The sequence below is a fragment of the Terribacillus saccharophilus genome, assembly GCF_000725365.1.
GTDB classification, from domain to species: Bacteria; Bacillota; Bacilli; order Bacillales; family Amphibacillaceae; genus Terribacillus; species Terribacillus saccharophilus.
In genome coordinates, this window is the sequence record NZ_CP008876.1 from 2,734,113 (window position 1) to 2,760,079 (window position 25,967).

At 43.4% G+C, this 25,967-nt stretch carries 25 protein-coding genes and 1 pseudogene; 17 read left to right on the forward strand and 9 right to left on the reverse strand.

Features of this window, described 5'->3' with window-relative positions:
• Positions 1-53: 53 nt before the first annotated feature.
• From GZ22_RS13695 to GZ22_RS13710, 4 genes are all read left to right on the forward strand, one after another.
• Entirely contained in the window at positions 54-1,151 is a 1,098-nt protein-coding gene (locus tag GZ22_RS13695; RefSeq protein WP_038563590.1) for an NAD(P)/FAD-dependent oxidoreductase, read from the forward strand.
• A gap of 52 nt (positions 1,152-1,203) precedes the next feature.
• Positions 1,204-2,169: an alpha/beta hydrolase gene (locus GZ22_RS13700; protein ID WP_038563593.1), complete on the forward strand. Its 966-nt coding sequence runs from the start codon at positions 1,204-1,206 to the stop codon at positions 2,167-2,169.
• Positions 2,170-2,270: 101 nt separating this feature from the next.
• Complete coding sequence (locus GZ22_RS13705) at positions 2,271-2,777, forward strand: MFS transporter (protein WP_051748284.1); 507 nt, start codon at positions 2,271-2,273, stop codon at positions 2,775-2,777.
• A gap of 144 nt (positions 2,778-2,921) precedes the next feature.
• Positions 2,922-3,329 carry a hypothetical protein gene (locus tag GZ22_RS13710; RefSeq protein ID WP_038563596.1) on the forward strand — a complete coding sequence of 136 codons (408 nt, stop codon included), beginning with the start codon at positions 2,922-2,924 and terminating at the stop codon, positions 3,327-3,329.
• Between the two features lie 53 nt (positions 3,330-3,382).
• On the opposite strand, the gene GZ22_RS13715 is transcribed toward GZ22_RS13710, so the two are convergent.
• A complete protein-coding gene (locus GZ22_RS13715; RefSeq protein WP_038563598.1) occupies positions 3,383-4,345 on the reverse strand; it encodes a cation diffusion facilitator family transporter in 963 nt (320 codons plus the stop codon).
• Between the two features lie 18 nt (positions 4,346-4,363).
• Positions 4,364-4,672, reverse strand: coding sequence for an ArsR/SmtB family transcription factor (locus GZ22_RS13720; protein ID WP_038563601.1), 309 nt, complete (start codon positions 4,670-4,672; stop codon positions 4,364-4,366).
• A 481-nt stretch (positions 4,673-5,153) separates the two neighbouring features.
• Here GZ22_RS13720 and GZ22_RS13725 point away from each other — a divergent pair, with 481 nt between their 5' ends.
• The 3 genes and pseudogenes from GZ22_RS13725 to GZ22_RS13735 form a co-directional block, all read left to right on the forward strand.
• Complete coding sequence (locus GZ22_RS13725; RefSeq protein WP_038563604.1) at positions 5,154-6,743, forward strand: SulP family inorganic anion transporter; 1,590 nt, start codon at positions 5,154-5,156, stop codon at positions 6,741-6,743.
• A gap of 163 nt (positions 6,744-6,906) precedes the next feature.
• Entirely contained in the window at positions 6,907-8,832 is a 1,926-nt protein-coding gene (locus tag GZ22_RS18080) for a S8 family peptidase (protein WP_051748286.1), read from the forward strand.
• Between the two features lie 109 nt (positions 8,833-8,941).
• Positions 8,942-10,849 (forward strand): annotated as a pseudogene (locus GZ22_RS13735) (S8 family peptidase); the annotation flags it as partial.
• A 358-nt stretch (positions 10,850-11,207) separates the two neighbouring features.
• On the opposite strand, the gene uvsE reads toward GZ22_RS13735, so the two are convergent.
• Positions 11,208-12,164 (reverse strand): UV DNA damage repair endonuclease UvsE, encoded by a 957-nt coding sequence (uvsE, locus tag GZ22_RS13740; protein WP_038563606.1) that lies wholly within the window; start codon positions 12,162-12,164, stop codon positions 11,208-11,210.
• 191 nt (positions 12,165-12,355) lie between these two features.
• On the opposite strand from uvsE, the gene GZ22_RS13745 reads away from it, so the two are divergent.
• The 5 genes from GZ22_RS13745 (at position 12,356) to GZ22_RS13765 (ending at position 16,311) form a co-directional block, all read left to right on the forward strand.
• Positions 12,356-12,868, forward strand: a complete 513-nt coding sequence (locus tag GZ22_RS13745; RefSeq protein ID WP_038563609.1) for a DUF4178 domain-containing protein — start codon at positions 12,356-12,358, stop codon at positions 12,866-12,868.
• A 24-nt stretch (positions 12,869-12,892) separates the two neighbouring features.
• Positions 12,893-13,561 (forward strand): PspA/IM30 family protein, encoded by a 669-nt coding sequence (locus GZ22_RS13750; RefSeq protein WP_038563612.1) that lies wholly within the window; start codon positions 12,893-12,895, stop codon positions 13,559-13,561.
• Between the two features lie 96 nt (positions 13,562-13,657).
• Positions 13,658-14,311 (forward strand): DUF4247 domain-containing protein, encoded by a 654-nt coding sequence (locus GZ22_RS13755; protein WP_038563614.1) that lies wholly within the window; start codon positions 13,658-13,660, stop codon positions 14,309-14,311.
• 26 nt (positions 14,312-14,337) lie between these two features.
• On the forward strand, positions 14,338-14,733 hold the full coding sequence (locus GZ22_RS13760) for a DUF350 domain-containing protein (protein WP_038563617.1): 396 nt from the start codon (positions 14,338-14,340) through the stop codon (positions 14,731-14,733).
• Between the two features lie 18 nt (positions 14,734-14,751).
• Positions 14,752-16,311 carry a polyamine aminopropyltransferase gene (locus tag GZ22_RS13765; protein WP_099046369.1) on the forward strand — a complete coding sequence of 520 codons (1,560 nt, stop codon included), beginning with the start codon at positions 14,752-14,754 and terminating at the stop codon, positions 16,309-16,311.
• Here the strand turns inward: GZ22_RS13765 and GZ22_RS13770 are convergent.
• Complete coding sequence (locus GZ22_RS13770) at positions 16,305-16,748, reverse strand: Lrp/AsnC family transcriptional regulator (RefSeq protein ID WP_038563623.1); 444 nt, start codon at positions 16,746-16,748, stop codon at positions 16,305-16,307. The genes GZ22_RS13765 and GZ22_RS13770 overlap by 7 nt on opposite strands.
• A gap of 213 nt (positions 16,749-16,961) precedes the next feature.
• Between GZ22_RS13770 and GZ22_RS13775 the strand changes: the two genes are divergently transcribed.
• The 4 genes from GZ22_RS13775 (at position 16,962) to aguB (ending at position 20,439) form a co-directional block, all read left to right on the forward strand.
• Entirely contained in the window at positions 16,962-17,573 is a 612-nt protein-coding gene (locus GZ22_RS13775; protein WP_245609675.1) for a YitT family protein, read from the forward strand.
• A 60-nt stretch (positions 17,574-17,633) separates the two neighbouring features.
• Positions 17,634-18,449 (forward strand): DUF2785 domain-containing protein, encoded by an 816-nt coding sequence (locus GZ22_RS13780; protein WP_038563626.1) that lies wholly within the window; start codon positions 17,634-17,636, stop codon positions 18,447-18,449.
• A 77-nt stretch (positions 18,450-18,526) separates the two neighbouring features.
• The gene (locus tag GZ22_RS13785) at positions 18,527-19,558 is read left to right on the forward strand and encodes an agmatine deiminase family protein (RefSeq protein ID WP_038563629.1); all 1,032 of its coding nucleotides are present in this window, start codon (positions 18,527-18,529) and stop codon (positions 19,556-19,558) included.
• A gap of 5 nt (positions 19,559-19,563) precedes the next feature.
• Complete coding sequence (gene aguB / locus GZ22_RS13790) at positions 19,564-20,439, forward strand: N-carbamoylputrescine amidase (protein ID WP_038563632.1); 876 nt, start codon at positions 19,564-19,566, stop codon at positions 20,437-20,439.
• A gap of 33 nt (positions 20,440-20,472) precedes the next feature.
• Here the strand turns inward: aguB and GZ22_RS13795 are convergent, their stop codons facing one another.
• The 5 genes from GZ22_RS13795 to GZ22_RS13815 form a co-directional block, all read right to left on the reverse strand.
• Complete coding sequence (locus GZ22_RS13795; protein WP_038563634.1) at positions 20,473-20,799, reverse strand: YnfA family protein; 327 nt, start codon at positions 20,797-20,799, stop codon at positions 20,473-20,475.
• A gap of 76 nt (positions 20,800-20,875) precedes the next feature.
• Positions 20,876-21,775, reverse strand: coding sequence for a glycine betaine ABC transporter substrate-binding protein (locus tag GZ22_RS13800; protein WP_038566109.1), 900 nt, complete (start codon positions 21,773-21,775; stop codon positions 20,876-20,878).
• Positions 21,776-21,794: 19 nt separating this feature from the next.
• A complete protein-coding gene (locus GZ22_RS13805; protein ID WP_038563637.1) occupies positions 21,795-22,544 on the reverse strand; it encodes an ABC transporter permease in 750 nt (249 codons plus the stop codon).
• A 13-nt stretch (positions 22,545-22,557) separates the two neighbouring features.
• Complete coding sequence (locus GZ22_RS13810) at positions 22,558-23,529, reverse strand: ABC transporter ATP-binding protein (protein ID WP_038563640.1); 972 nt, start codon at positions 23,527-23,529, stop codon at positions 22,558-22,560.
• Between the two features lie 13 nt (positions 23,530-23,542).
• A complete protein-coding gene (locus tag GZ22_RS13815) occupies positions 23,543-24,226 on the reverse strand; it encodes an ABC transporter permease (RefSeq protein WP_281176658.1) in 684 nt (227 codons plus the stop codon).
• Between the two features lie 345 nt (positions 24,227-24,571).
• On the opposite strand from GZ22_RS13815, the gene GZ22_RS13820 reads away from it, so the two are divergent.
• Positions 24,572-25,744, forward strand: a complete 1,173-nt coding sequence (locus GZ22_RS13820; RefSeq protein WP_038563644.1) for an iron-containing alcohol dehydrogenase — start codon at positions 24,572-24,574, stop codon at positions 25,742-25,744.
• The last annotated feature ends 223 nt before the right edge of the window (positions 25,745-25,967 follow it).

A 25,967-nucleotide genomic window follows, 5' to 3' on the forward strand; every position in this document is an offset into this window, starting at 1 on the left:
ACAGATGCTGCATGTGTGTATAATAGATGGAAAAAGAAAATGGGGGAAACGTTATGCATATTATCGTTGTAGGCGGCGGAATCGCCGGAGCCAGCACAGCCTATCATTTGGCCAGATCAGGAGCCAAAGTGACGATAGTTGATTCAAAAGCAAAAGGCCAGGCTACCGCTGCTGGAGCAGGTATCATTTCTCCTTGGCTTTCAAAGCGTGTAAGAATTAAACCTTATTTCAACTTAGCTAAAGCAGGTGCTATCTATTATCCTGAGCTGCTTGAGATGCTGAAGGAAGATGGTCAGGATAATGTAAGTTATAAGCAAGTAGGAGCACTTTATGTGAGTGCAAGTAAGAAGCGGCTGGACGAACTGGAAAAACTTGCTTACAAACAGCGGGTTGAGACGCCGGAAATCGGGGAAATCAAAAGACTAAGCGCAGAAGAAGCACGAGTTAAATTTCCGCCATTGCGAGAAGATATGACAGCCCTCTTTCTCGAAGGAGCTGCTCGGGTCGATGGTCGGCAGCTGCTTCAAGCTTTACTGAAAGCAGGAGAAAAACACGGTGTTCGGTATGTGCAGGGAGATGCGACCTTGCTTCATAAAGAAAACAAGGTCACCGGTGTACATGTCAACGAGGAAACAATTGAAGCAGATACTGTTGTAGCAGCTGCTGGAGCATGGATCAACAAGCTGCTGGAGCCGGTTAATATCAAACTTCCGGTGGAACCGCAAAAAGGGCAGATCATGCATATGCATGTGGATGCTGATACAAGCAACTGGCCTGTCATTCTTCCGAAAAGCAGCCACTATTTGCTCGGATTTGATGACGGAAAGGTTGTGGCGGGTGCTACGAGAGAAGTGGGATCTGGTTATGATACAAAGCAGACAGCTGCCGGCATGCAGGAAGTATTACGGGAAGCATTGAAGGTTGCGCCAGGTCTTGCAGATGAGGAAGTGACAGAATTCCGCATCGGTCTGCGTCCTGCGGGTCCGAATCCGTACCCAATTCTTGGTCCAGTGAAGGATGTGGCTGGACTTCATTTGGCTGCGGGATTTGGTCCTGCTGGGCTTAACCTTGCACCATTTTCCGGAAAGCTGGTAGCAGAGGTAATACTTGGACAGACGCAAGACTTGGATATTACACCGTATTTATTATAAGCTAATAGCATGAAACAGCGTATGAGTGGACAGAGGGGAGGAAAGAGATAGCATGTTGCGGAGAAAAAGAGCTTGGATTCTAGGAGTTGTCATTTTGGCAATTGGTATCCTGCTCCTCATCGGCAGTCTCTTTTCTTCTGAGATTAGAGCATTCATGGCAATTGATCAAAGCGATAAACAGCCGAATATACCCGATCCGGAAAATGTCGTAGCTGTGAAGGATATTGCTTATCCGACCGAAAATTATGATGGAAAATTAGACTTCTATTATCCTGAAGACGCCGAAGGAACGCTTCCAATCGTCATTTATATCCATGGCGGCGGATGGATAGGGGGCGACAAGGAAGCCCAAAATCCATTTACGATGTGGATTGCATCAAAAGGCTACCTGGTAGTGAACGTAAATTACGGACTGGCACCGGAATATAATTTTCCGACACAGCTTTATCAATTGAATGATGCTATCAGTTTTGCGTTGCGGGAAGCGCCCCGGTACCACGGTGATACGGATCAAGTTTTTGTAGGCGGAGGATCGGCTGGTGCAAATCTTGCCGGCATGGTGGCCGCAATGGCTACCAATCCAACGACGGAATCAATAATTGGTGAGAATTCAGCACTTCAGCCTGATCAAGTCCGGGGTACACTGCTTTACAATGGTGTATTGAACTTGGAAGATGCCCAGCAAACGGGCTTCAACAATATGACAACATTCCTTTGGTCGTATACAGGAAACAAAAATTATACGCATGATCCGCGACTGCGAGATATGTCTCCAGTCTTTCAGATTACGAAGGATTATCCGCCTACGTTCATTTCATCCGGGGAGTCTGATAAACTGCACCCGCAAAGTGTGGAAATGGCAGATGAACTTGAAAACTCTGGAGTGGAAGTAGAGAGGATGTTCTTTGACACCTCTCATCCAGCTGCCGGACATGAATACCAGCGAAAATTATATTTGGAAGAAGCGCAATACAGCTTTGATCATATGATCAACTTTTTGCAAGCACATTCGGAATGACTTCAGGCTAAAGCCAGGGGTCATTTTTTATTTTAATACCTCATGGAATTTTCTGTAAGATTTCTATATAATTAGAAAATATAGAAAAAGGGGAGAATACGATGCGTTTTAGGGATTTTCATCCAAATATAAAAATAAGGCTCGTGGAATCCTTCGTGTCCAGCTTGATTGGAAGTATGGTGACCCCATTTATGACCATCTACTTGGCGATGCATTTCGGAGCAAAAGTGGCAGGTCTGCTGCTGTTGGTCAATGTATTCCTCGAAATCGGGATGAGTTTACTTGGCGGTTACTTTAGTGATTTATTCGGACGGCGCAAAATCATGCTGCTAGCTGAAACACTCCGGCTGGTAGCGTTTTTTATGATGATGGTTAGTAATTCACCGTGGTTCGAATCAGCTGAGATAACGTATGCGATGATCATGCTGAACAGTATTTGCTGGGGGTTGGCTGGGCCGGCTAATGATGCCATGCTGATTGATGTCAGTACACCAGATCAGCGACGTCTGATTTATTTTTCGAATCATATTTGGGTGTTGTTCATCATGATGGCAGTACTAACAATCGGTGAGGTATTCCGGGTACCAGTGGAGCAGTCCTATATGTGATTACCCCGCAGCTCGATATTAGAAAGCTAAGTGCAGAACAAAAGGCAGTCTAGTGCGACATGTGCGGACACAATCAGACAGAAAAGTACATGCATAAAATGAAAATAAGGGAGGAGCAGGACGCGCAGAGAGGGGTAGAAGAGGTTGGAACCCGCAAAGAACAGCGAACAAATCTCGCGTGCAGAGCTCTTGGAAATGCAGCTGAAGCTTCGGGGGGATTTCCAGCAGGAAATCGACAGTATCAAGGAAGATTTGGTTAGCATCAATGAAAGGCTGCTTCCTTTGGGAAAGTGGCTGGAAAACATTGAGAGCCATACTGGTAAGATGGCAGTCACCTTGGAAAAGCAGAAGGATGCGCAGGATAAGTTTATGGAAAAGCTCTATGAGCAGGAAAGAAAAATACAGGAAATCCAATCCAATACGACTTTTAAAAAAGAAAAGCTGCGTGTTAAAGGTGCCATCTTGATCAGTATTATTTCTTTGCTTGGGGCTGGTTCCGGAGTAGTCATGATATTTGGAAAACGTTTAGCAGATTTTTTATTTGGTAACTAGATAGAGGTTTTGCTCCTTCCGCAAAAAAGACGAGGATAATTATCCTCGTCTTTTTAATGTTCATGGACATGTGTATGGGCGCCTGCATCATGCTGGCACATAAGTGATTCTTCATGCGTATGGGCGGCTGTTTCCATCTGGATAGTCACATGACCGATTCCTAAATGCTCTAAATCATGCTCTATTTTCCGCAACATAACCTGGCTTTGCTCTATTAGCAAGTCACCTTCAACTACAGCGTGGCAAGAAAGGGCGTTCTGACCACTGGTGATGCTCCACACATGCAGATCATGAATGGAGATGATGCCGGGTGCTTTCTCGATACAATCAATAATTTTAGACATTTCGACATTCCGCGGTGTTCCTTCCATCAGCACATGGATGGCATCCTTTGTTACACGCCAGCCACTTATAATCACTAGGGCAGCTACAATGACACTTGCAACTGGATCAGCCCAATTCCAGCCGAACAGTAGCACGAGCAATGCAGCAGCGATAGCGCCGACAGATCCGAGCAAATCGCCGATAACATGGAGGAAGGCTGCACGTACGTTCAGGTTCTCACTTGTATCACCGCGCATCAGGATCCATGCAACTAAAATATTAACAAGGAAACCGATGACAGCAATAATCAGCATGCCCCCGGAAGCAATCTCTGCAGGTTCGCGGAAACGCTGGATTGCTTCATAGAAAATATAGAGGGACACAAGGATGAGCGTCACTCCATTGAACAAAGCAGCCAAAATTTCAAAACGCTTGTAACCGTATGTCTTACTGTAATTAGCTACTCGCTCACCAAGTATAAACGCAAACAGACCGACGCCCAGAGATACAGCGTCACTTAACATATGGCCGGCATCTGACAGCAAGGCAAGACTGTTTGTCAGGAAGCCTCCTATTGCTTCAATAACCATGAATCCAGCTGTCAAAATAAAACTAATCAGTAAAGCTTTTTTATTCGCATTATGTCCGTGATGGTGGTGATGATCATGTCCATGATCGTGTCCGTGTCCCATACATATTCCTCCGGTTAATTAGTTGTGGCAGGCGTGGTTGATAGCTTCTGTCAGTAAATCGATAACGTGCTTGTCATCGTGGGAATAATAAATCGTCGTGCCTTCCCGCCTCGATTTAACGAGCCGGATTTTTTTCATTGAACTCAGCTGATGAGAAACAGTCGACTGATGCAGTTCGAGCTTTTCTGCGATTTCATTTACGCTGTATTCCTTATCGAGCAGCAAATGCAGGATTCGGATTCTAGTCGGATCGCCGAGGGCTTTAAAGATTTGCGAAACATGCGTCAAGCGCTCTTCTGTCAGCTCCAAATGTGTATCGTACTTCATATATGGTCGCTCCTCTTATTTGCTTATATGCGTATATTAGCATATATGAATACTCTAAGCAAATTCTAATCTTTTTCTTATATATAAGAATTCTATCAATCTAAAGAGGAGATTAGGTTGATAACCGGCATTAGAGCGTGTGATAAGTCACGGGCAGAAAGGGACAGGCAGAAAGTATCTGCAAACCAATGAACTTACAAACATTTTACAAAGAAACCTATATTTAAAGACGTTTATTAAGATTTTGCGAACCTAGCTTCTATGTGCGCAGGAAGATAGTTAGGATTAAGAAACTAAAGAAAGCAAGAGCTCATTTATGAGAATGGCAAGTTTTATAGCCAATGGGTACGATATACAAATTTCAGCATTTGTCGAATACTTAATTCCAATGAATCTGTAAAGGAGGTTGCAGCAGGAAGCTTCTTGCAATGTATGCAGACAGAAAAAATAAGGTGACAACAAAAAGAAGGGTAGTGATGAAATGAAGAGACTAGGAAGATACAGTGGTTATAATCTGCAAACGCTGCGTCGGGATATCATTGCGGGAATCATTGTCGGCATCGTAGCCATTCCGCTTGGGATGTCCTTTGCTATTGCATCAGGAGTAAATCCTGAATATGGACTGTATACAGTCATCATCGGCGGTCTGCTTATTTCATTGCTGGGCGGATCAAGGTTTCAAATCGGTGGACCAACTGGAGCGTTTGTTCCGATTCTCTTAGGTGTTGTCATACAATTTGGCTATCAGGATCTACTGCTAGCAGGAATAATGGCTGGGATATTGCTCGTCATATTCGGTCTGCTCAAGCTCGGAAGTTTGATAAAATTCATTCCACGCCCAGTAGTAGTCGGTTTTACAGCGGGAATCGCTGTTATTATTTTCACTGGGCAAATCGGGAACTTCACGGGCATCCAGGCAGAGCAAGAAGAGGGTTTCCTCCAGAAAATGCAAGCACTTCTTGCAGCTGTGGATACAATTAGTATGTACAGTCTGATTATTGCGGGCGTATCACTGGCTGCTATTCTCCTCACGCCAAAGATCTTGCCGAAAGTACCTGGAGCGCTCGCAGGATTGATACTATCGACAGTTGTAGCGGTTCTATTTTTCCAAGGACAGGTGGCAACCATCGGCAGTGTGTATGGTGATATACCAAGCCAGCTACCTCAGCTCCAGTTACCCGCTTTTACATTGGAAAAGATTATATACCTGCTGCCATCTGCAGTAGCCATTGCCTTATTGGGCGGAGTGGAATCCCTCTTGTCTGCTACAGTTGCAGATAATATGGCAAAAACGAAACATCACAGCAACCGGGAGTTAATCGGTCAAGGAGTGGCGAATATCGCTGTTCCACTTTTCGGAGGTATTCCGGCCACTGGGGCAATCGCCCGAACAGCAACGAATATAAGGAGTAATGCTTTCTCTCCTGTATCTGGTGTGGTGCATTGTGTTTTTGTCCTGATTATCCTGCTTCTGTTCGCTCCTTATGCTTCCGCTATCCCGCTCGCCAGCATGGCGCCAATTCTTATGGTTGTTGCCTGGAATATGAGTGAACGTAAAGAAGTAGCCCATATTATCAGAATGCGTACATTCGATTCCTTCATCCTGATTGTCACTTTCGCATTGACGGTACTCGCTGATCTGACTGTCGGTGTCGGCTGTGGACTATTACTTGCCTTTGTTGTTTTCGTCAAACGTATGAGCACCGTACTCTTTGTAAAAGACGAACAAATCCATGTAAAAGAAACCGATGGCGTACGGATGTGGCAATTCGAAGGCCCCTTGTTCTTCGGATCCACCGATATCTTGGAAGAAGTAGTGGAAAAGACGATAAATGAAGAACCAGATTCCCTTATCCTTGATCTGCAGAAGGTTTCATATATGGATACATCCGCCGAAGCGGCCTTGCATAAGCTCGTCGATCATTACGAAGCTGACGATAAACAGCTGCTTTTCCTTGGTGTTCACGGGCAGCCTGAGCGCTTGCTTCATAAAACTGGACTGCTAGCCAAAGTCGGAGAGGAATATACAGTGAATAAGAGAGAGGAAGCTGTTCGTATCTGTACTTCTTAAGTTCTCTCAACCTAGAATCAAGCAATCCATGCAGTTCTTTAGGCATGGATTGCTTGATTTTTGCATGTCTGCTTTTTTTATATAAAAATCCTAGTTGCTTTTATGTTTGAATGATTTCAGCCGATATAAAGGAGAGAATCTACTTAGTTAAGGGGAACTAGTAATGATAAAGCTTTTAAGAAATAAGATTATATCTGTAACACTATTAGCAGGATTGGCTTTTTTACTTCCTGCTCATCATTCTTATGCAGAGGATGAAAAACAAGTCATTGTAATCTATGAAAACTCTCAAGGAGAAAAAGCAGTTCAGGAAAGCGGGGCTGCGGTAGAGGAAGAGTATAATAACTTATCTGCTACAGCGATATCGGCCACAGAAGATACAATTAATAAATTGAATAGTGACCCGGATATAAAATATGTTGAGCCTGACAGCAAAATCAGTATTTCAGCTAGCGATTTGGTTGACCAGACAGAAGCGCCGGTTCTGGATCAATGGAATCTCGCTTCCATACAGGCTCCAGCAGCTTGGGAAGAAGGTATTACAGGAAAAGGAGCTAAAATCGCCATTTTGGATAGTGGAATTTATCCTCATCAGGATTTGCATATAGCAGGAGGCTATTCGACTGTAGATTACACAACTTCCTACGAAGATGATGAGGGGCATGGTACGCATGTGGCCGGTATTATTGGGGCAGAGCATGACGAGCGTGGAACAGATGGCATAGCACCGGATGCAGATCTTTTTGCCGTTAAAGTCCTGGATGATAAAGGGGAAGGATATCTTTCCGATTTGTTAGAAGGAATAGATTGGGCTATTTCAAATAATATGGACATCATTAATCTGAGCATGGGGACTGCAGATAAAAGTGAAGCGCTAGAAGAAGCTGTACAAAAGGCTTATCAAGCTGGAATTTTGTTAGTGGCCTCTAGCGGAAATGAAGGCACTGGTCATTCACTGGATTATCCTGCTGCTTATGAGCCTGTCATTGCTGTTTCTGCTACCGACTCGAACGACAATATTGCTTCGTTTTCTTCTGTTGGTGACAAGGTGGAATTTGCAGCTCCGGGAGCAGATATCCAAAGTACATATCTTGGTTCTGATTATCGGGTGATGAGTGGTACGTCTCAAGCCGCGTCGCATGTTTCTGCCATGCTCGCGTTGTTGAAACAGAAGTTTCCTGATGATACCAATCTGCAATTGAGAACGCGTCTTCAGCAGTACAGCAAAGACCTGGGACAGGAAGGAAGAGACGAACTCTATGGTTATGGATTGATTCAATATCCTGCTCCAGTACAGGAGGAAGAGCTTGTCTCAATTGACTCAGATAGAAGCAATTCCGAAAATACAGGAGATGAAGTGAAGGAAGAAAAAGTTACAGCCGAGGAATTACGTATTTTGGCAGATGATTTGAAACTGAGAATAGATGAACTGGCAGATTTGTTTGCCGCACATGGCTTCGATTTATACAACTACCATAACCTCAACGAAGTAAATGACATAATCTATCAAAATGTAAATGAAGTGTCTGTTCATTTCCTTTTAGAAAAAGCTGGAATAAATCGAGAACAGCTTGACCAGCAGCTTGCTGCCGAAAATCTAACGCTTGAGGATTTTAATACCATTGAAGAACTGTCAGCATATATAAACGAATTTGAGCAGCAATCCGAAAACGGAGAAAACCAAGCGGTTACATCAGAAGGGAATGATAAAGAAAGTAAAACAACTCAGGACATTTCAGTACCTGACGATCAGACTGATGAGAATCAAGTCTATGTACCAGTTGAAGCTGACTCTACCGAAAAGGAGAAAGCTGATTTAGGAATTGTGCTGCAGCAGGCTGATTCTGGCAAAAAGGAAAAGAATGAATTAGGGCCTGTGCAACAGGTTGACGAACTCAATAGGGAAACAGACGAGATTATTTTTACATATAAATCGGCTGGCAGAGAAGATCAAGAAGACCAACAAGGAAAGCATCTGCCGGATACTGCCTCCCCAATCGGCAATATGATTGCGACAGGGGTCATGTTAGCTGTGGCCGGATTGGCACTTTATATAAGAAACCGACGAACCAAATTTAGAAGCAGATAATAGAAGAAATTAATCTATTTTGAAACTCATGTATTTGCTATTATGTTTTCCTGTTTTGGACCGATATAAGTATCATGAAATTCACTTAATCGGAAGGGAAATTATGCGAATGATGAAGGTTTCAATTAAGAGCCTATTCTTTGTTTCGTTGTTGCTGAGTCTGACTTTCCTGTTCCCGGCTGTTAAAACCTATGCTGAGGAAGAGAAGCAGATGATTGTCGTGTATGAAAATAAACAGGGAGAAGAAGCGGTTCAGGAAAGTGATGCAGCAGTCGAAAAGGAATATGATAATTTGCCGGCGGCCGCTATCACCGCTGATTCTGGAACAATCGAGGAATTAAAAGAGGATCTGGACATCAAGTATGTAGAGCCGGACGTAAAGATTTCAGTATCTGATAGCGGAAGTACAACCATTCGGGCTGTGAAAGAAGCTGCATCTCCAATTTTAGAGCAATGGAACTTGACTCCAATACAAGCTTCACAAGCTTGGAATGAAGGCTTGACTGGTAAAGGCGTCAAAATCGCAGTAATCGATAGCGGAATTTATCCGCACGAAGATTTGAAGATAGCTGGAGGATACTCAGCTGTAAACTATACGTCCTCTTATAAAGATGATGAAGGGCACGGGACGCATGTGGCTGGGATCATCGGAGCAAAGCATAATCGATATGGTACCGACGGCGTCGCACCAGATGCGCAGTTATATGCAGTCAAAGCACTTGATAGTGTCGGTGAAGGAGATCTATCGGACCTACTAGAAGGTATCGATTGGGCCATTTCGAATAAGATGGACATTATCAATATGAGCATGGGAACTACTTATAAGAGCAGGGCGCTGCAAGATGCTGTGGACAAAGCGTACCAAAAAGGCATATTGCTAGTTGCAGCGAGCGGAAATGAGGGCGCAGGTCATCCATTGGATTATCCTGCAGCCTTCGACAAAGTGATTGCTGTTTCAGCTTCTGACTCGAAAAATAAGATTGCCTCCTTCTCCTCAGTTGGAAGTAAGGTGGAATTATCAGCGCCAGGAGCAGATATAATAAGCACCTATCTAGGTACTTATTATGCGATGATGAGCGGAACTTCCCAAGCAACACCTCATGTATCAGCAATGCTCGCTCTGTTAAAACAACAATATCCGAATGAAACGAATGATCAGCTGCGCACACGTTTGCAGCGCTATAGCAAGGACCTTGGACAGAAAGGCCGAGATAACCTTTTCGGTTACGGGCTAGTTCAATATCAGTCCGAGCAGGATAAAGGATATCAATCGGCCATGGAGGCAGTTCAGCTCGCTGAAAAGACAAAAAGTCATGACAACTATGATAAAGCACAGAAGCTAGTATCGGACTTATCGAATAATAAGGATAAGCAGAATTTGCAAAAGCGGCTGGATAAAGTGAAACAAGCGCTCACGCTGCAAGAAGCAAAGGACGTAGTAGCTAAAGCAGAAAAGAGCATAAAGAAAGCCGATATTGATGCAGCGCAAACGGCCATCAATAAGGTAACGGATAATAATGAGAAGAGAAACCTTCAGAACCGTCTTGATAAAGTGAAACAAGCGCTCACGCTGCAGGAAACGAAAGATATGGTAGCCAAGGCAGAGAAGAGCAAAAAGAAAGCAGACATCGATACAGCGCAATCGGCCATCAATAAAGTAACGGATAGTACGGAAAAGAAAAACTTACAAAAGCGTCTGGATAAAGTGAAACAAGCAATCACGCTGCAGGAAACGAAAGATATGGTAGCCAAGGCAGAGAAGAGCAAAAAGAAAGCAGACATCGATGCAGCGCAGTCGGCCATCAATAAAGTGACGGATAAAAACGAAAAGAATAATCTGCAAAAACGTTTGGATAAGGTGAAACAAGCTTTGCTAGTGCAAGAAGTAAAAGACAAAGTAAGTAAAGCAGAGAAAAGCAAAACCAAAAAGAATGTCGATGATGCGCAGAAGTCTGTGAAAAAGCTGGCTAATGGCAAAGACAAAACGGATTTGCAGAAACGCATCGATAAGGTGAAACAGGCACAGATCAAGACAGCAAATGATCTGGTGAAGGCCGCTGAGAAGAAAATCAGCGATAGCAATATCCAGAAGGCCCAGAGCGCAATCAAGGAGCTGCAATCCGGCAAGGATAAGGATAATCTCCAAAAGCGTCTTGATAAAGTGAAGGCGAAAGCGGCTGAAACAAAGAAATTGAATGACGCAAAATCGAAAGTGAAGAAAGCGGAGAAAGACAAAACGAAAAAGTCAAAGCAGTCTGCTCAGTCTGCTGTTGATAAGCTGAAATCTTCTAATGATAAGAAAAAATTACAAACCCGCATTAAAGCAATCAAAGTAAAATAAAAACAGGCATTCCGCTGATGGAATGCCTGTTTTCCTATAATTCTACTGTAGCCTCACCAATTCTTTTCACACCCCGTATGCGAGCGACATCCTCTGCCAGCTGCAACGCGGCTTTATCCTTCTGTTTTGCCTCAATCATGAAATCCACGGATTGGCCAATTTCTTTCAAATGCTTAATTAAAGGCATCAGGAATTGTACATCTACATAATCAGCATGACTGCGATATGCTTTCTCGGATTTCGGAGAAGAAGTGTGGATTTTCGGTACATGTTTACGGTCTTTCCATGTAGCCATAAAACGCGGAAGAATCTCTTCTAATGGCTCCTCTTCTGTATGATTTGCCATGTAATGATGGATATCGAACATCATTGGAATTTGGTGTTTCTCACATACCTCTAATGTTTCAGTTGTTGTATACGTCTTGTCGTCGTTCTCCAACGTCATTTGTCTCTTAATCGGCTCGGGAAGCTGTTTGATGTTTTCGTGGAAACGCTCCAGGGCAAGTTCTTTGTTCCCGTATGCCCCGCCGACATGAATGTTGATATATGCTTCGTCTTCTAATCCCATAGCAGTCAGCATATTGTAATGGTATTGCATATCTTTAACAGCATTTGAAGTAATATGCGGTTTATCGCTTGTAAAAAGGGTAAACTGATTCGGATGAAAGCTCACGCGGATACCGTATTCCCGCACTAGTCGTCCAATCTCCTCATACAAGTCAGTGAAGGGCGAGATATAATCCCATCCAACTTCCTCGTGGGTCGCAAGTGGTGCAACCGAGGATGAAAATCGGTAAAGCTTGATTTGATGGGCAATATTGTAGTGAAGGATGCGTATTGTGCGCTCTAGGTTTTCCTTAGTGATAGCATGCAGCTGTGCCAATCTTTCTTCTTTTTCTAGCTTAGACCATCTGGCGAATGTCATAGTCTTTGCTGGTGATGCTTCATATAAATTCAATGCAGTAGATACGTAGCCGAAACGGATGATCATACAATTTCTCCTTTGTGACAATCTGTAGCTATTTTCCCCTTCTTTTGACTCTGATAATCCTGTTTTGCGTAGTAAGTCCATGCATGTCCGGCTATACACCTGTATAATTAGATACAAGCAGGAAAAAAGTTTGAAACCTTCTGTATCCCTGCACGTATATAAGATACAAGATAAGAGGATGGTGAAAGGTTTTGGGTATTCTTTCCCGTATATTCAAGAAAAAGTCCCCTGAGCGTCCTGCTGTAAGGGAACGTCATGCACTTTCCATCCAAGTGGGCGACATCGTCGAATACGACTTGGTCACCTATGAAGTAGTCGGAAAAATCACTTCCCGACAAGGGAATTATGAATGGTTCGATTACCAGCTGGTGGAAGGGGATACGACCATATGGCTGTCGGCTGAAATGGATGATGAACTGGAGCTGGGTATATATAAAAAAATCCCGCTTTCGGTATCAAAACCATATCCGAAGCAACTGACGCACGAAGGCCGGACTTACTTCCTTGATGAGCAAGGTGAAGCACGAGTCGTCGGTGAAGGAAGAAGCCGTAATGTGAACGGCTCAATCGTCCATTTTGCTGATTATTATGATGAGGATGAAGAGCATTTCCTTGGTCTGGAAGGCTGGGGAAGCGAAATTGAAGTCAGCTATGGCTACGAAATAAAACCGCGTGAAATTAAAATCATTGCGGGTTCAAATTAAATTAATTAAAGGGAGCGAATTGTTATGTTTAAATTTTTTAACCGCGTAAAAACAGTCGTAAGCTCAGAATTGAATGCAATGCTGGATAAAGCAGAAGACCCGGTGAAAATGCTTGATCAGTTCATGCGTGACATGGAAGCAGATATTCGTGAAGCAGAAACTGCGGTAGCGAAGCAGATTGCAAATGAAAAGATGCTGAAACGCAAATACGATGATGCCAAGGCAATGGCAGATAAACGTCAGAAGCAGGCTGAGACAGCAATCGAAGCTGGTAATGATGATTTAGCGCGCAGAGCTTTGGAAGATAAGCAGACGCATCAGCAGACAGCGGATTCACTTTACGCATCTTGGGAGCGCGCATCCAGCGATGTAGCGTCCATTCGTCAGAAATTAGATGAAATGAAAAAAGAATATGCTGAAATGAAGCTGAAGAAAGATTCCTTGAAAGCACGTGCGGAATCTGCCAAAACACGTACGAAGATGAACCGAACAATGTCCAATATTGGCAGTGACGAGTCCCGCGGTGGCTTCGAGCGTATGGAAGAAAAAGTATTGCAGTATGAAGCAGAGGCTGAGACGAGCGAGGATATGTCCCGGTCCAATCGTTCTTTAGATGATGAATTCGCTGCTCTTGATAAGAATGGTGTCGACGACGAGTTAGCTGCTTTGAAAAAGAAAATGGGTAAAGAATAAGCAGCCATAGCCATCGGCAGGCTGACCCTTGCGTGAAGCAAGGGTTTTCGTCTGTCTGTTTTACATATGGAAATCAATAAGAAGGGAGGAGCCTTCATGAAATACTGGCTGGCTGGTTTTTACCTTGTATTTGTTCTTATTTTGGCTGGATGCGGTAATTCCGATGAGCAAACTGCTTCTGTCAGCGATATACCGGATGAACCAGATAAGGAGACTGTTACCTCTGAGTTTGAGAATAGTGTAGGGGAATCCATCGAAACATTGATCGATAATAACTTCTATTTACTCGATGTTATTTCCGGTGAAAGACGTGGCAGTGCAAATGTGTATGCAACGCGCCTTTATACAGTAGACGAATTGGAAGAGTTGTTCAAGCAAACCGAAGGACCTGATGAAATCAGTGACAAGAAGAACGGACAGCAGATAATGATTTATGACGATGTCTTCATAACCTTGAAACCGAGTGATGAAGATGGAGATGTCACATTAATAGAAGTAGCGGACCGGACATTTGTGCGGAATAACTACTCACCGAACTATTTAAATACATTCTTTACATTTGCTCTGTTGAATTCTCTCTTCGGCAACAATTGGAGCCAGAACAGAATGGATACTTGTCAGAGCGGCGGCTGTTATGGCGGTTACACGTCGACATATCGGTCGAATGATGATGGCGGTGGCTCAGGCGGCAGCAGTACAAGACGCGGTACGTCTAACTACCGGGGCGGCGGACCGGATGCGGGTAAATAAACAAACCTATAAGGAGGCATAGAATCATGAATCCATTTTTATCGACTTTTCTATACTTTATCATTGCAGTTGTGATCGTCATCATCGGACTTATCATCTTTGAACTGATCACGCATAAGTACAGGGATTGGGAAGAAATTGAAAAGGGCAATACAGCTGTGGCTTTATCGATTGGCGGTAAGATTATCGGTATCTGTCTTGTGCTGTCATTCTCTATTTATCACAGCAGTGAACTTTGGGAAACGCTTATCTGGGGCGCATATGGTGTCGTTCTGCAGATGATTGCCTACTTCGTATTTGAAGGTGTGACACGGCGCTTTTCTGTTCAATCCAAGCTGAAAGAAAACAATGTCGCAGTCGGAATTATATCCTTAGCGGTTTCTGTTGGGCTTGGGTTCGTCATCGGGGCGTCTATTACGTAAGCTAAAAGCAGTTCGGAGATGAAAGACATGCAGCAGAAAGTAACAAATAAAACCTCATTCATTTATTGGGCTTCCGGTATCGTTTCCATTTGCGGTATTATTTTTGAAGTCTTGTTCGGGGCTCTTGGGTCCTATATTCTCGGAGATGGTGTGAAGCAATATACACTCACCATCTCTTTGTTTTTGACTGGTATGGGGATTGGTGCCAGCATAAGTGAACGTGTGACAAAGCGACTAATTCTAGCATTCATTTATATTGAATTTTTCGTTGCCTTGATCGGGGGCTTTTCGAGTTTTACAATGTTTGGAATCACAGCATATACTCCTGACGGAACAGATGCGTTCTATCTCTATTTCGTCACAATAATCGTTGGTGCGCTAACTGGAGTAGAGCTGCCGATTCTCATCAGGAAAGCAAATGAGATCGGAGAGACAATCGGCCGCAGTACAGCACGTGTCCTTTTCAGTGATTATGCAGGCGGTCTGATCGGTGGTCTCCTTTTCGCCTTCTTGCTGCGCCCGCAATTTGGGATTGTTAAATCAGCCTTTTTAGTCGGTCTAGTCAATTTAGTAGTTGCACTTGTCGTCCTTTGGTTATTCCGGGAAGAAGTTAAACGGTTTGCCTTGCATGTTGCAGTTGGTGTAGTTATCGGAATTCTGCTCATACTTGGAGTCTTTTTTGGAGAGGCAACGGCATTTTCATTCGAGCAGAAGCTTTATGAGGATCCAATCATTCACATGGAACAAAGCCAATATCAGAAAATCATTCTAACCCAGGATGGAGATGATCTGCGGCTGTATTTGAATGGCGGATTACAGTTTAGTTCGTTCGATCAGCATCGCTATCACGATGCACTTGTCCACCCGGTCATGTCCCAAGCCAAACAGCATGATCACGTGCTCATACTTGGGGGAGGGGATGGCTTAGCGGCAAATGAGATTCTGAAATATGATGATGTTCAGGATATTACCTTGGTCGACCTCGACCCTGCTGTTACAGAAATGGCGGAAACGGAGCCGAGGCTGCTCGACTTGAACAATCGCTCATTGCTGAATGACAAAGTTACTATCCATAATCAGGATGCATTCACTTACTTGAAGGAAACAGACGAAGTCTATGACGTTATCATCGTCGATTTGCCCGATCCGAATGATGAGAGCTTGAACAAGCTGTATACCGAGGAATTCTACTCTTTGGTTCGCAATCACATGCATCCGGAGGGAGCGATGATCGTTCAGGCGACCAGTCCGGTGTTCGCAACTGAATCTTATTGGACAATTGACGAAACGATCCGCGCAACAGGGCTGGAAACGGAAAACCTGCATCTGGATGTGCCGAGTTTCGGTAACTGGGGCTTTGTCATGGCCAGCAGAAATCCAATCGATCCAGAAAGTCTAGAGGTTACTGTACCGACCGAATACTTAAAATCGTCTATGATTCCTGGAATGACAGAATTCGGGAAGGATGAGGATAAAGAAATCACCAATGCAGATGGAGAGAAAGTAACACTTCGCCCCAATACATTAGTTGATCCTCATTTGATCGAAATCTACCAACAGGAATGGAGGCATTACTGATCTTCCCTAGGCAGCAAAGCTCGATAAGCTACCGGAGATGTCAGTACAGTTGATGTATTGAATGCCCCATACGGAATCAGCCGATCAATTAATTCCCGCATGCCGTTCATGTCAGGGACTGCTGCCTTGAGCAAATAATTGATCGGTCCGGTCACCCGGTGGCATTCAAGCACAGCTTCTTCTTTTGCAATCAGATTTTCAAACTCCAAATGAGGGATCTTCAATTCACTAACCTGGATGAACAGCAGGATATCCAGTCCAACCTTCGCATGCGCTACTCGGGCTGTGTAATGCTCGATGACACCGCGCTCCTCAAGCCTTGCCATCCGCTCTGAAACACTCGGCCTGCTTAGAGCAAGCTTCTTGGATAATTCACTAATTGTTATCCGGCCATCATGCTGCAATAGCTCCAGCAGCGTGCGATCGATGTGATCCATATACACCCTTCCTTTCACATTGCAGGTGAGTCCTGCATATAATTTTCATTATGAAACTCGAATCGAGATATTGCCTGCAAAAATCTATTCATTTCTTATGTTATTTATTCTAACATAGAAAGTGAAGATACAGGATGTCGTGATTATAAGCGCTCATATAGTCCATATTGGGCGTGTTTCAACATGGATTTTACTTGGAGAGGAGCAATTCGTTTGCCGCAAAAATATCTGAAAATTGTTCTCGGCTGTTTCCTGGCCAGCATTGGCTTGTATATGCTCAAAAGTGCAGAGTTGGTAACAGGTGGAACAGCAGGGCTTTCCTTAGGATTATCATATCTCATGTCTATGCCTTTCGGTGTCGTCTTCTTTATCATCAACATTCCATTCTACATCTTTTCATTTTTCAATATGGGATGGCGTTTTACGGTAACTACAATTCTATCTGTATCAGTCCTGACGTTGTTCTCATTTCTCCATCCGTTTTATCCCGCTATTGAACTTCCGGGCATCGTTGCAGCTGTAGCTGGCGGCCTGATTGTCGGATTTGGCTTGATCATCCTTTTTGCAAACCAAGCATCGCTTGGAGGAGCAAATATTCTCGCCTTGTTCCTGCAGAAACGTTTCGGAACAAATCCTGGGACAATCAACTTTATCTTTGATTTCTGTGTTGTCATGGTCAGTCTTTACTCAGTTGGCCTTATCAAAGGTATCTATTCCATTGTTTCCATAGCAGTTACTTCATTTGTTATCAGCTACTTCAAAGAGAAGTTCGCTAAACCATTACCAAAACCGAATGCAGTACCAGTTGCGCAAGCAGCAGAGTGAACGAAGGAGAAATCCTTCGTTTTTTAATGGTATAATTTGGACGGTTAGGGGGATGGTGGAATGGAAAGAGAAGTCTTAAAACAAAAGCTTGCGGAACTAGTTAATAATGAAGAAACAGCTGCTCCTTTAGATGATTTGCTATTATCTATGCTGCCGTATATTGGTGATCCAGATCCAATCTTACGTGACAGATTGATTTATGGATTAGCAGGAAATTGGATCACAGAAGGTTTGGTTCCTCCTGCATTGATGATTCGAATTCTCGAAGAGCTTTTAACAGAACGTTTTTTATTCAAAGAAGAGAAATACACAAGAAGTTTTACAACACTGTGGATTGCAGCGATTTTATATCGGCATAAAAGGGAAGCCTTTCTTCCTTCGGCTTTGACGGGGCGAGTCCATGAATCACTTCTTGCTTATATCAGGCAAGAGACTGCCGGAGAAGGTTATGATGAAACATACGGATGGTCGCATACATTAGCTCATGCCGCCGATGCATTGGATGAGCTAATTCAATTGGATGAACTGTCTGATGATCAGCGCCGACAGCTTGCGGAAGTGATTATAAACAAAATGGCTTTTTCGTATCATGTTTTGTCACATGAAGAGGACGAGCGTATGACGATAGCGATTCATTCTGTCTTACGTAATGGACTGTCTCCGGATACGGTTGGATGCATGATTAAAGAAAAGACAACGGTAGTCATTGCCCTCTGGCCTGAAGTAACCGAAGCGAACCTGCGTATCCGCACGAATTTTAAACAGTTCATCCGCAGTCTATATTTTTGTTTATCAGACTTCCCATCCCTTAAGAAAACATTATATGAATGTGAGCAATTATTTTCTGGTATCTATCATAAAAAGCCTTCTTCTTGATTGTTGTTCAGGTGCTTTTGTTATATGATATTCCGGAAAGTCTGTTTTAAAGAATCTATAATAAAGAGTGATGCGAAATGGAAAAACATTTAACATATACAATGCCTCCTGAATGGGAGAAACATGAGCGTACGCTGATCAGCTGGCCTGTAAAGGATTCCATGGTCTACCCAGAGGATTGGGAAGCTGTTTGTAAGGGTTATGCAGAACTAATTCTTGCGATTGCGGAATTCGAGCCGATCACTGTATTAGTGAACGCCAAGGATCGCGATACTGCAGCTGCTTATGTAGGACAAGATGAGAATGTAACATTACTTGAGGTTTCTCATAACGATGCATGGCTTCGAGATAACGGTCCGACATTCGTCAGGGATGAAGCTGGCAATCTGGCTGGTGTGAACTGGCGTTTTAATGCATGGGGAGAAAAATACTTTCCTTGGGATCTTGATGATGCCGTAGCACCCGCTGTCTTGAACCACCTGGGTGTGAAGCAATTGGATGCACCGTTCGTTTTAGAAGGCGGATCCATTCATGTAGATGGAGAAGGCACACTGATCACTACCGAGGAATGCCTTTTAAACCCGAACCGTAATCCTGATTTATCCAAAGAAGATATCGAAGCTTATCTTCGTCAATACCTTGGCATTGAGAAAGTTATCTGGCTTAAGCGCGGGGTGGCGGGCGACGAGACAGACGGGCATGTCGATAATATTGCCTGTTTTGCAGCACCGGGTAAACTTTTGCTGCAGGTTACAGATGACCCTGAGGATGAAAACTACGAGATTACGCAGGAAAATCTGCGGATTCTGGATGAAACAAAAGATGCAAAAGGACGCCAGATCGAAGTGATTGCTATCCAGCAGCCGCCGAAGGCTACTTGGAACGACACACGTCTGACGTTGAGTTATATTAATTTCTATTTTGTAAACGAAGGCATTATCCTTCCTGTTTTCGGTAATACCGCAGCAGGAACGGATGAGCGGGCAATCAAGCTGCTCCAAGAGCAGTATCCGGATCGCCGAATTCGTACAATTGATGGACTAGCTATCATCAAAGAGGGCGGAAATGTACATTGTACAACACAGCAGATGCCCGCAGTAAAGGAGTGAAGTAATTGAGAAAGGTAACACTAGCAGCAACACAGATGGCGTGTTCCGGTGTCGTGGAAGAGAACATCGCGAACGCTGAGAAGCTTGTACGCCAAGCAGCAGCTCAAGGTGCGAATGTTATCCTGTTGCAGGAGTTGTTTGAAACACCATACTTCTGTCAAAAGGAAAAGCCTGCTTACTATGCGTTTGCAACAGAACTGGATCAGAATAAAGCAGTACAGCATTTCAAGCAAGTGGCAAGAGAGCTTGGAGTAGTACTGCCGATCAGCTTTTATGAGAAAAAGAACAATGCGAACTATAATACAGTAGCAATGATCGATGCTGATGGCTCTGTACTTGGTATTTACCGAAAAACGCATATTCCGGATGGACCGGGTTATGAAGAGAAATATTATTTCACTCCTGGGGACACTGGTTTTAAAGTGTGGGAGACGAAATTCGGAAAGATAGGCGTGGGCATTTGCTGGGATCAGTGGTTCCCGGAAGCTGCACGCAGCATGGCACTTCAGGGAGCGGAAATATTGCTGTATCCGACAGCGATTGGTTCTGAGCCGGAGGATGCGAGCGTTGACTCGAAAGATCATTGGCAAATGTGCATGCGCGGACACGCAGCAACAAATCTGATGCCTGTTTTGGCATCAAACCGGATTGGTGTGGAAACAGATGAGGATTCCTCTATCACGTTTTACGGTTCTTCCTTTATCGTTGGACCGCAAGGGAACTTGCTTGCGGAAGCAGGACGTACAGAAGAAGAGATCTTGACTGCTACATTCGATTTGGACGAACTTGCTATGCAACGTGTGGAATGGGGACTGTTCCGTGATCGTCGTCCGTCGATGTACCGTAATATTCTGAGCTCCGATGGCTCAACAACTGTATAAAACGAAAGCTGCCGGCATAAGCTGGCAGCTTTTTTAATGTCGCGGTGCCCAAAGCATGACCGCGACACCTGCTATACATAATCCGGCACCGATCCAGTCGTACATATCTGGTGTTTCCTTGTCGATGAACCATCCCCACAGAATGGATAATACAATGAAAACACCACCATATGCTGCATACACACGACCAAATGATGGGAAGGTTTGGAAAGTTGCAATCACTCCGTACAAAACCAAAGCAATACCGCCTAGAAAACCAAGATAACCTGGACGGCCATCACGCAGCCACATCCAGATCAAGTATCCGCCGCCAATTTCAGCAATACCTGCAAGCAGAAAAATAAATATGGATAAGAGCATTTCCTAATCTCCTTATGTGTATTAAATATATGGTAACGAAGTCACATAGAAAAAACGACCCTATAAGGGTCGTTTTTTAGTCTTTTAATAAGTTATTTTCGTCGAGGAAGTCCTTGGCTACACGTTCTACACTCTTTTGCTCAATATCTACTTGGTAGTTCAATTCACGTAAAGAATCTTCTGTTAGGGCATTTTGGAGTGGTTCAAGTAATTCTGTTATTTCTGGGTATTCATCCAAAGTTTCCTGATTGATGGTAGCAGCATAATTGTAGGAAGGGAAAAATTTCTGATCATCTTCCAATATTTTTAGATCCATTGAATTAATCTGAGGATCAGTTACAAAAGCTTGGGTGACGTCGATTTCATCATTTCCTAATGCTGTGTAATATAGACCGATTTCCATTTCACGGATATTGGAATCAGGAACATCAAATCCATAATATTCTTCTAACCCGGGCATTCCATCTCTACGGTTTCTGAATTCCGTCTCCATCCCGAATCGAAGGTTGTCAGGATTTTCTTTCTCATAAGCTGCCAAATCACTGAGGGTTTCAATACCTAACTCATCGGCTTTGTCACGTTCCATTACCAATGCGTAAGTATTGTTAGCATCAGTCAAGTTTGTCCAGGCAATGCCGTTTTTCTTATCTAATTCCTGAACCTTTTGCATTGCTTCATCTTTATCTGCAATCGGCTCTTGATCTAGATAAGTGACAAGTGCTGTTCCTACATATTCCCACGACATATCGACCTGGCGGGTTTCGATTGCTTGACGCATAGCAGAGGAGCCGAGATTTTGTATTTCTTCAACATTATAACCGTTATCCTCCAAGATGAAGGCTGTCATTTTAGCTATTACGAGCTGCTCAGTGAAGGTTTTTGCTCCGACGGTGATACTTTTCCCGCCTGGACCACATGAACTTAGCACAACCAGTAAAGCCGCTAATAAGGCAAATAAGGCCAATCGTTTTTTCATGAATTCAAGTATCCTTTCTTTACGAATTTTGTGCTTTTCTAGCAAGTCGGAGTCCTTTTGGCACTAAAGCGAATTGCAGCCACTTGAACAGATAGTCAATTAGGATAGCAAGTAGTGTGACAGGAACGGCTCCAGACATTAAGAAAGCATTATCGAAGAGACGGATACCAGTGAAAATCCATACACCCAGACCGCCGGCACCGATTAGATAAGCAAGCGCTGCGGTTCCGATATTGATAACCAAAGCTGTCCGCACACCCGCGATAATGGAGGTGAGTGCATTCGGCAGCTCGATTTTCCAAAGTATTTGTGTATTTGTGAGTCCCATTCCTTTGGCAGCATCTTTCATGTTGTCATCAACGGAATCAAGGCCAGCAATCGTATTTTGCAAAATAGGCAGCAGGGAGTAGACGAATAAGGCAACTACTGCTGCGCTGATTCCAATACCTAGGAAGCCCATGGCAAGTGCAAGCACAGCTAAGCTTGGAATTGTCTGGCCAAGATTTGCGATGCCTACAATCAGCCATTCAGATTTACGGAACTTAGGCCGTGTAACGAAGATGCCTAGTGGTACTGCAAGCAGCACAGCAGCAGCTCCAGAAAGGAGTACAATCGTAATATGCTCACCGAGTAAGCGCAGGAAGGTATCCGGCTGTTCCCAGATTTTACTGAACATATTGTTGGCGAATGCCCAAACAAAGAAGGCAATGAGCAGTGCCCAGAAGATAAGCTTGATAATCAAGGCGATGGTTTTGTTTGTCCTATCCATGATTACAGCCCCCTCAGACGCTCTCCTTGATCTCACGGTGCAAGAACTGCTCGATCAAGTCTAAAGTAATACTTCCTTTGCGCGTGCCATTGTCGTTCTCTACAATCAATTGATCCGCTTCCTGGTTTAGAATCTTCGATATAGCCACTCGCAAGGAAAGGTTTTCGTTGATATTCTGAGAATCAGGAGACTCAATGACAGGTTTTAGTGTAAGTGCATTAGCAAGATCTCTCACTGTATACAGACTCATGCTCTTCAGCACGCGATCCTGACCGACAAACTCTGCAACAAAGCTGTTGGCTGGTTTGTTAAGCATCCTGGCTGGCTCCGCGTATTGCATCATTTTTCCACCCTTAAGAAGTGCAATCTTATCTGCCATTTTGACTGCTTCGTCAATGTCATGGCTGACAAAGAGAATGGTTTTCTTTAGTTCCTTTTGAATTTGCAGGAATTCCTCCTGAAGGTGAGTACGGATGATTGGATCAAGTGCACCGAATGGTTCGTCCATTAGCATAACCGGTGGATCTGCTGCCAAAGCACGAGCCACGCCGACACGCTGCTGCTGGCCTCCGGAAAGCTCATGTGGGTATCGTTTTCGATATTCATCAGGATTCAAGCCTACAAGTTCCATCAACATATTGAAGCGATCACGCATTTTTTTTCTGTCCCAGCCGAGCAGGTTAGGGACAATCATTGCATTGTCCTCAATGTTCATATTAGGGAATAGTCCGTTGGATTGAATGACGTAACCAATATTACGGCGCATCTCTATTTTGTTGGAATGACGCACGCTTTTGCCGTTGAGCATGATGTCGCCGTCTGTAATGCTTTCCAGTTGGTTTACCATTCGAAGCAAAGTCGTCTTACCACAGCCTGAAGGACCCAACATGATGACAAGTTCACCATCTTCGACTGTAAAATTCATATTTTCAATAGCTTTTACATTTCCGTTGTATACCTTTGTTACATCGTTAAAATGTATCATAATGTCACCCTTATTATTTTTTTACACCTTTAGGCGTAAATAGATTTTCGATTAAGCGCAAGAACAAGTCAGCAATTAGTGCTAAAACTGCAACCGCTATTGCACCTGCCAGAATCATTGTGTTGTTGGTACGAAGTATTCCTTGATAGATAATACCGCCAAGACCTCCAGCGCCGATTAACGTAGCTATTGCGCCGACACCGATATTTAAGACGGTAGCAGTACGAATACCAGCCATAATTAAAGGCATGGCGTTTGGAAGCTCCACTTTATAGAGGCGTTGGAATGTAGTCAGACCAATACCGTTTGCCGCATCACGTATGTCTGGATCGACATTACTGATAGCTGTGTACGTATTCCGGATGATCGGCAGCTGTGAATAGAGTACAAGTGCGATGACAGCCGGTAACGTACCGATTCCTTCGTTGATGAGTGAAAGAACTGGAATCATGATTCCAAATAAAGCGAGGCTTGGAATAGTCATCATGATAGAAGCAATTTGGAGAATAGTGGAGGCAGCGTATCTATTGACGGAGCAATAAATACCTAATGGGACACCGATCACAATTGCGATAATAATTGCTAAACCGACAAGCTTGATATGGTCCCACGTATATCCAAGTATAAATGTAAAATTACTAGTGAAATATTCGATTAAATCCGTAATGGGAGGGCACCTCCTGAAATTGTCATGCAAAAGATCTTGTCAGACTTTTGCTACCTATTGTTATACCCAGATAAACCAACATCCTAACATGAAAAAATAACCATTACAAAGATAGGATTAACTTATAACACTAAGTATAGTGGAGGAAACAGGAGGAAAACTGTATTCAAAGATGCACAGCAAGGGAAATGAACAGATTTCCTTCTAGACAGAATTGACTTAAATGGTTCTTATAAAATTTATCCTTTAGGAAAATTTAGAATTTGGATGAAGTCCTTGAATTATTTCATATGAATGAATATAATTCTCAGTCTGTACTCACTAAAATTTAAAAATGTACGCGTATGTTTTAAGTAGGAAAGGATTTAACTTTTTATGAAAAAATTTATTTATCAAAATCCCACTAAATTGATCTTTGGAGAAGATCAGCTTAGTGCTCTGCCGGAAGAACTAAAAGACTATGGAAAAAATGTCTTACTTGTTTATGGTGGCGGAAGTATTAAGAAAAGCGGGTTATACAATAAAGTGTTGAGCTTGTTGGATGAGGCAGGAGCCAAAGTTTCAGAACTAGCAGGGGTAGAACCGAACCCGCGCTTAGCAACAGTTAAAAGAGGAATTGAGATTTGCCAAGATGAGCATATCGATTTCCTGCTAGCAGTCGGCGGCGGAAGTGTTATTGATTGTACAAAAGCTATTGCAGTAGGTGCTGAGTACGATGGCGATGTATGGGATATCATCAGCAAAAAAGTGACAGCAACGCAGGCGCTTCCTTTTGGAACTGTGTTAACACTAGCAGCAACAGGTTCTGAAATGAATCCGGATTCTGTAATTACAAACTGGGAAACTAATGAAAAGTATGTATGGGGAAGTACAGTTACGCATCCTAAATTCTCAATTTTAGACCCTGTCAATACGTTCACAGTGCCACGTGACCAAACAGTGTATGGAATGGTTGATATGATGAGTCATGTATTTGAACAATATTTCCATAACGTTAAAAATACTAAGCTTCAAGATCGTATGTGTTATTCGGTACTACAAACAGTTATCGAAACAGCGCCTGAATTGCTTGAAAACCTTGAAAGCTATGAGCATCGTGAAACAATCTTATACTCTGGAACTATGGCATTAAATGGAACCCTTCAAATGGGATACTTTGGGGATTGGGCGTCACATACGATTGAGCACGCACTATCAGCTGTATATGACATCCCGCATGCAGGCGGCTTAGCGATTTTATTCCCAAACTGGATGAGACATACAGTTGATCAAGACACAGACCGAATGAAGCAACTGATGACAAGTATGTTTGAAATAAAAACAGAGGGAAGAAATGATAAAGAAATTGTTCTTGAAGGAATCAACAAGTTAAGCGCCTTCTGGACAAGTCTCGGAGCGCCGTCTCGCTTAGCAGACTACAATATTGGGGTAGATCGCCTGGAAGAAATCGCTGAAATTGCGGTTCGCGAAATGCAGTATGGCGGATTTGGAAACTATAAAAAACTTACTAAAGATGATGTTCTTTCTATTCTTCAAGCATCATTATAAAAAAGGATGAGCAAGACAAGTTCTCTAAACCGGCATGAATGAAAATTGACACCTCCAAGCATTACTTGAAGAAGTGCTTGGAGGTGCCATCTATTAACTCTGCACTGTGACGAATCTATAAAAGAAAATCTAATTATCTTAACGAAACCTCGATGCGGAGAAAGTATCTAATAAAGGAAGCAATTAGCATGATAAGACAAATTTCGCTTATAAGTAACAGGTA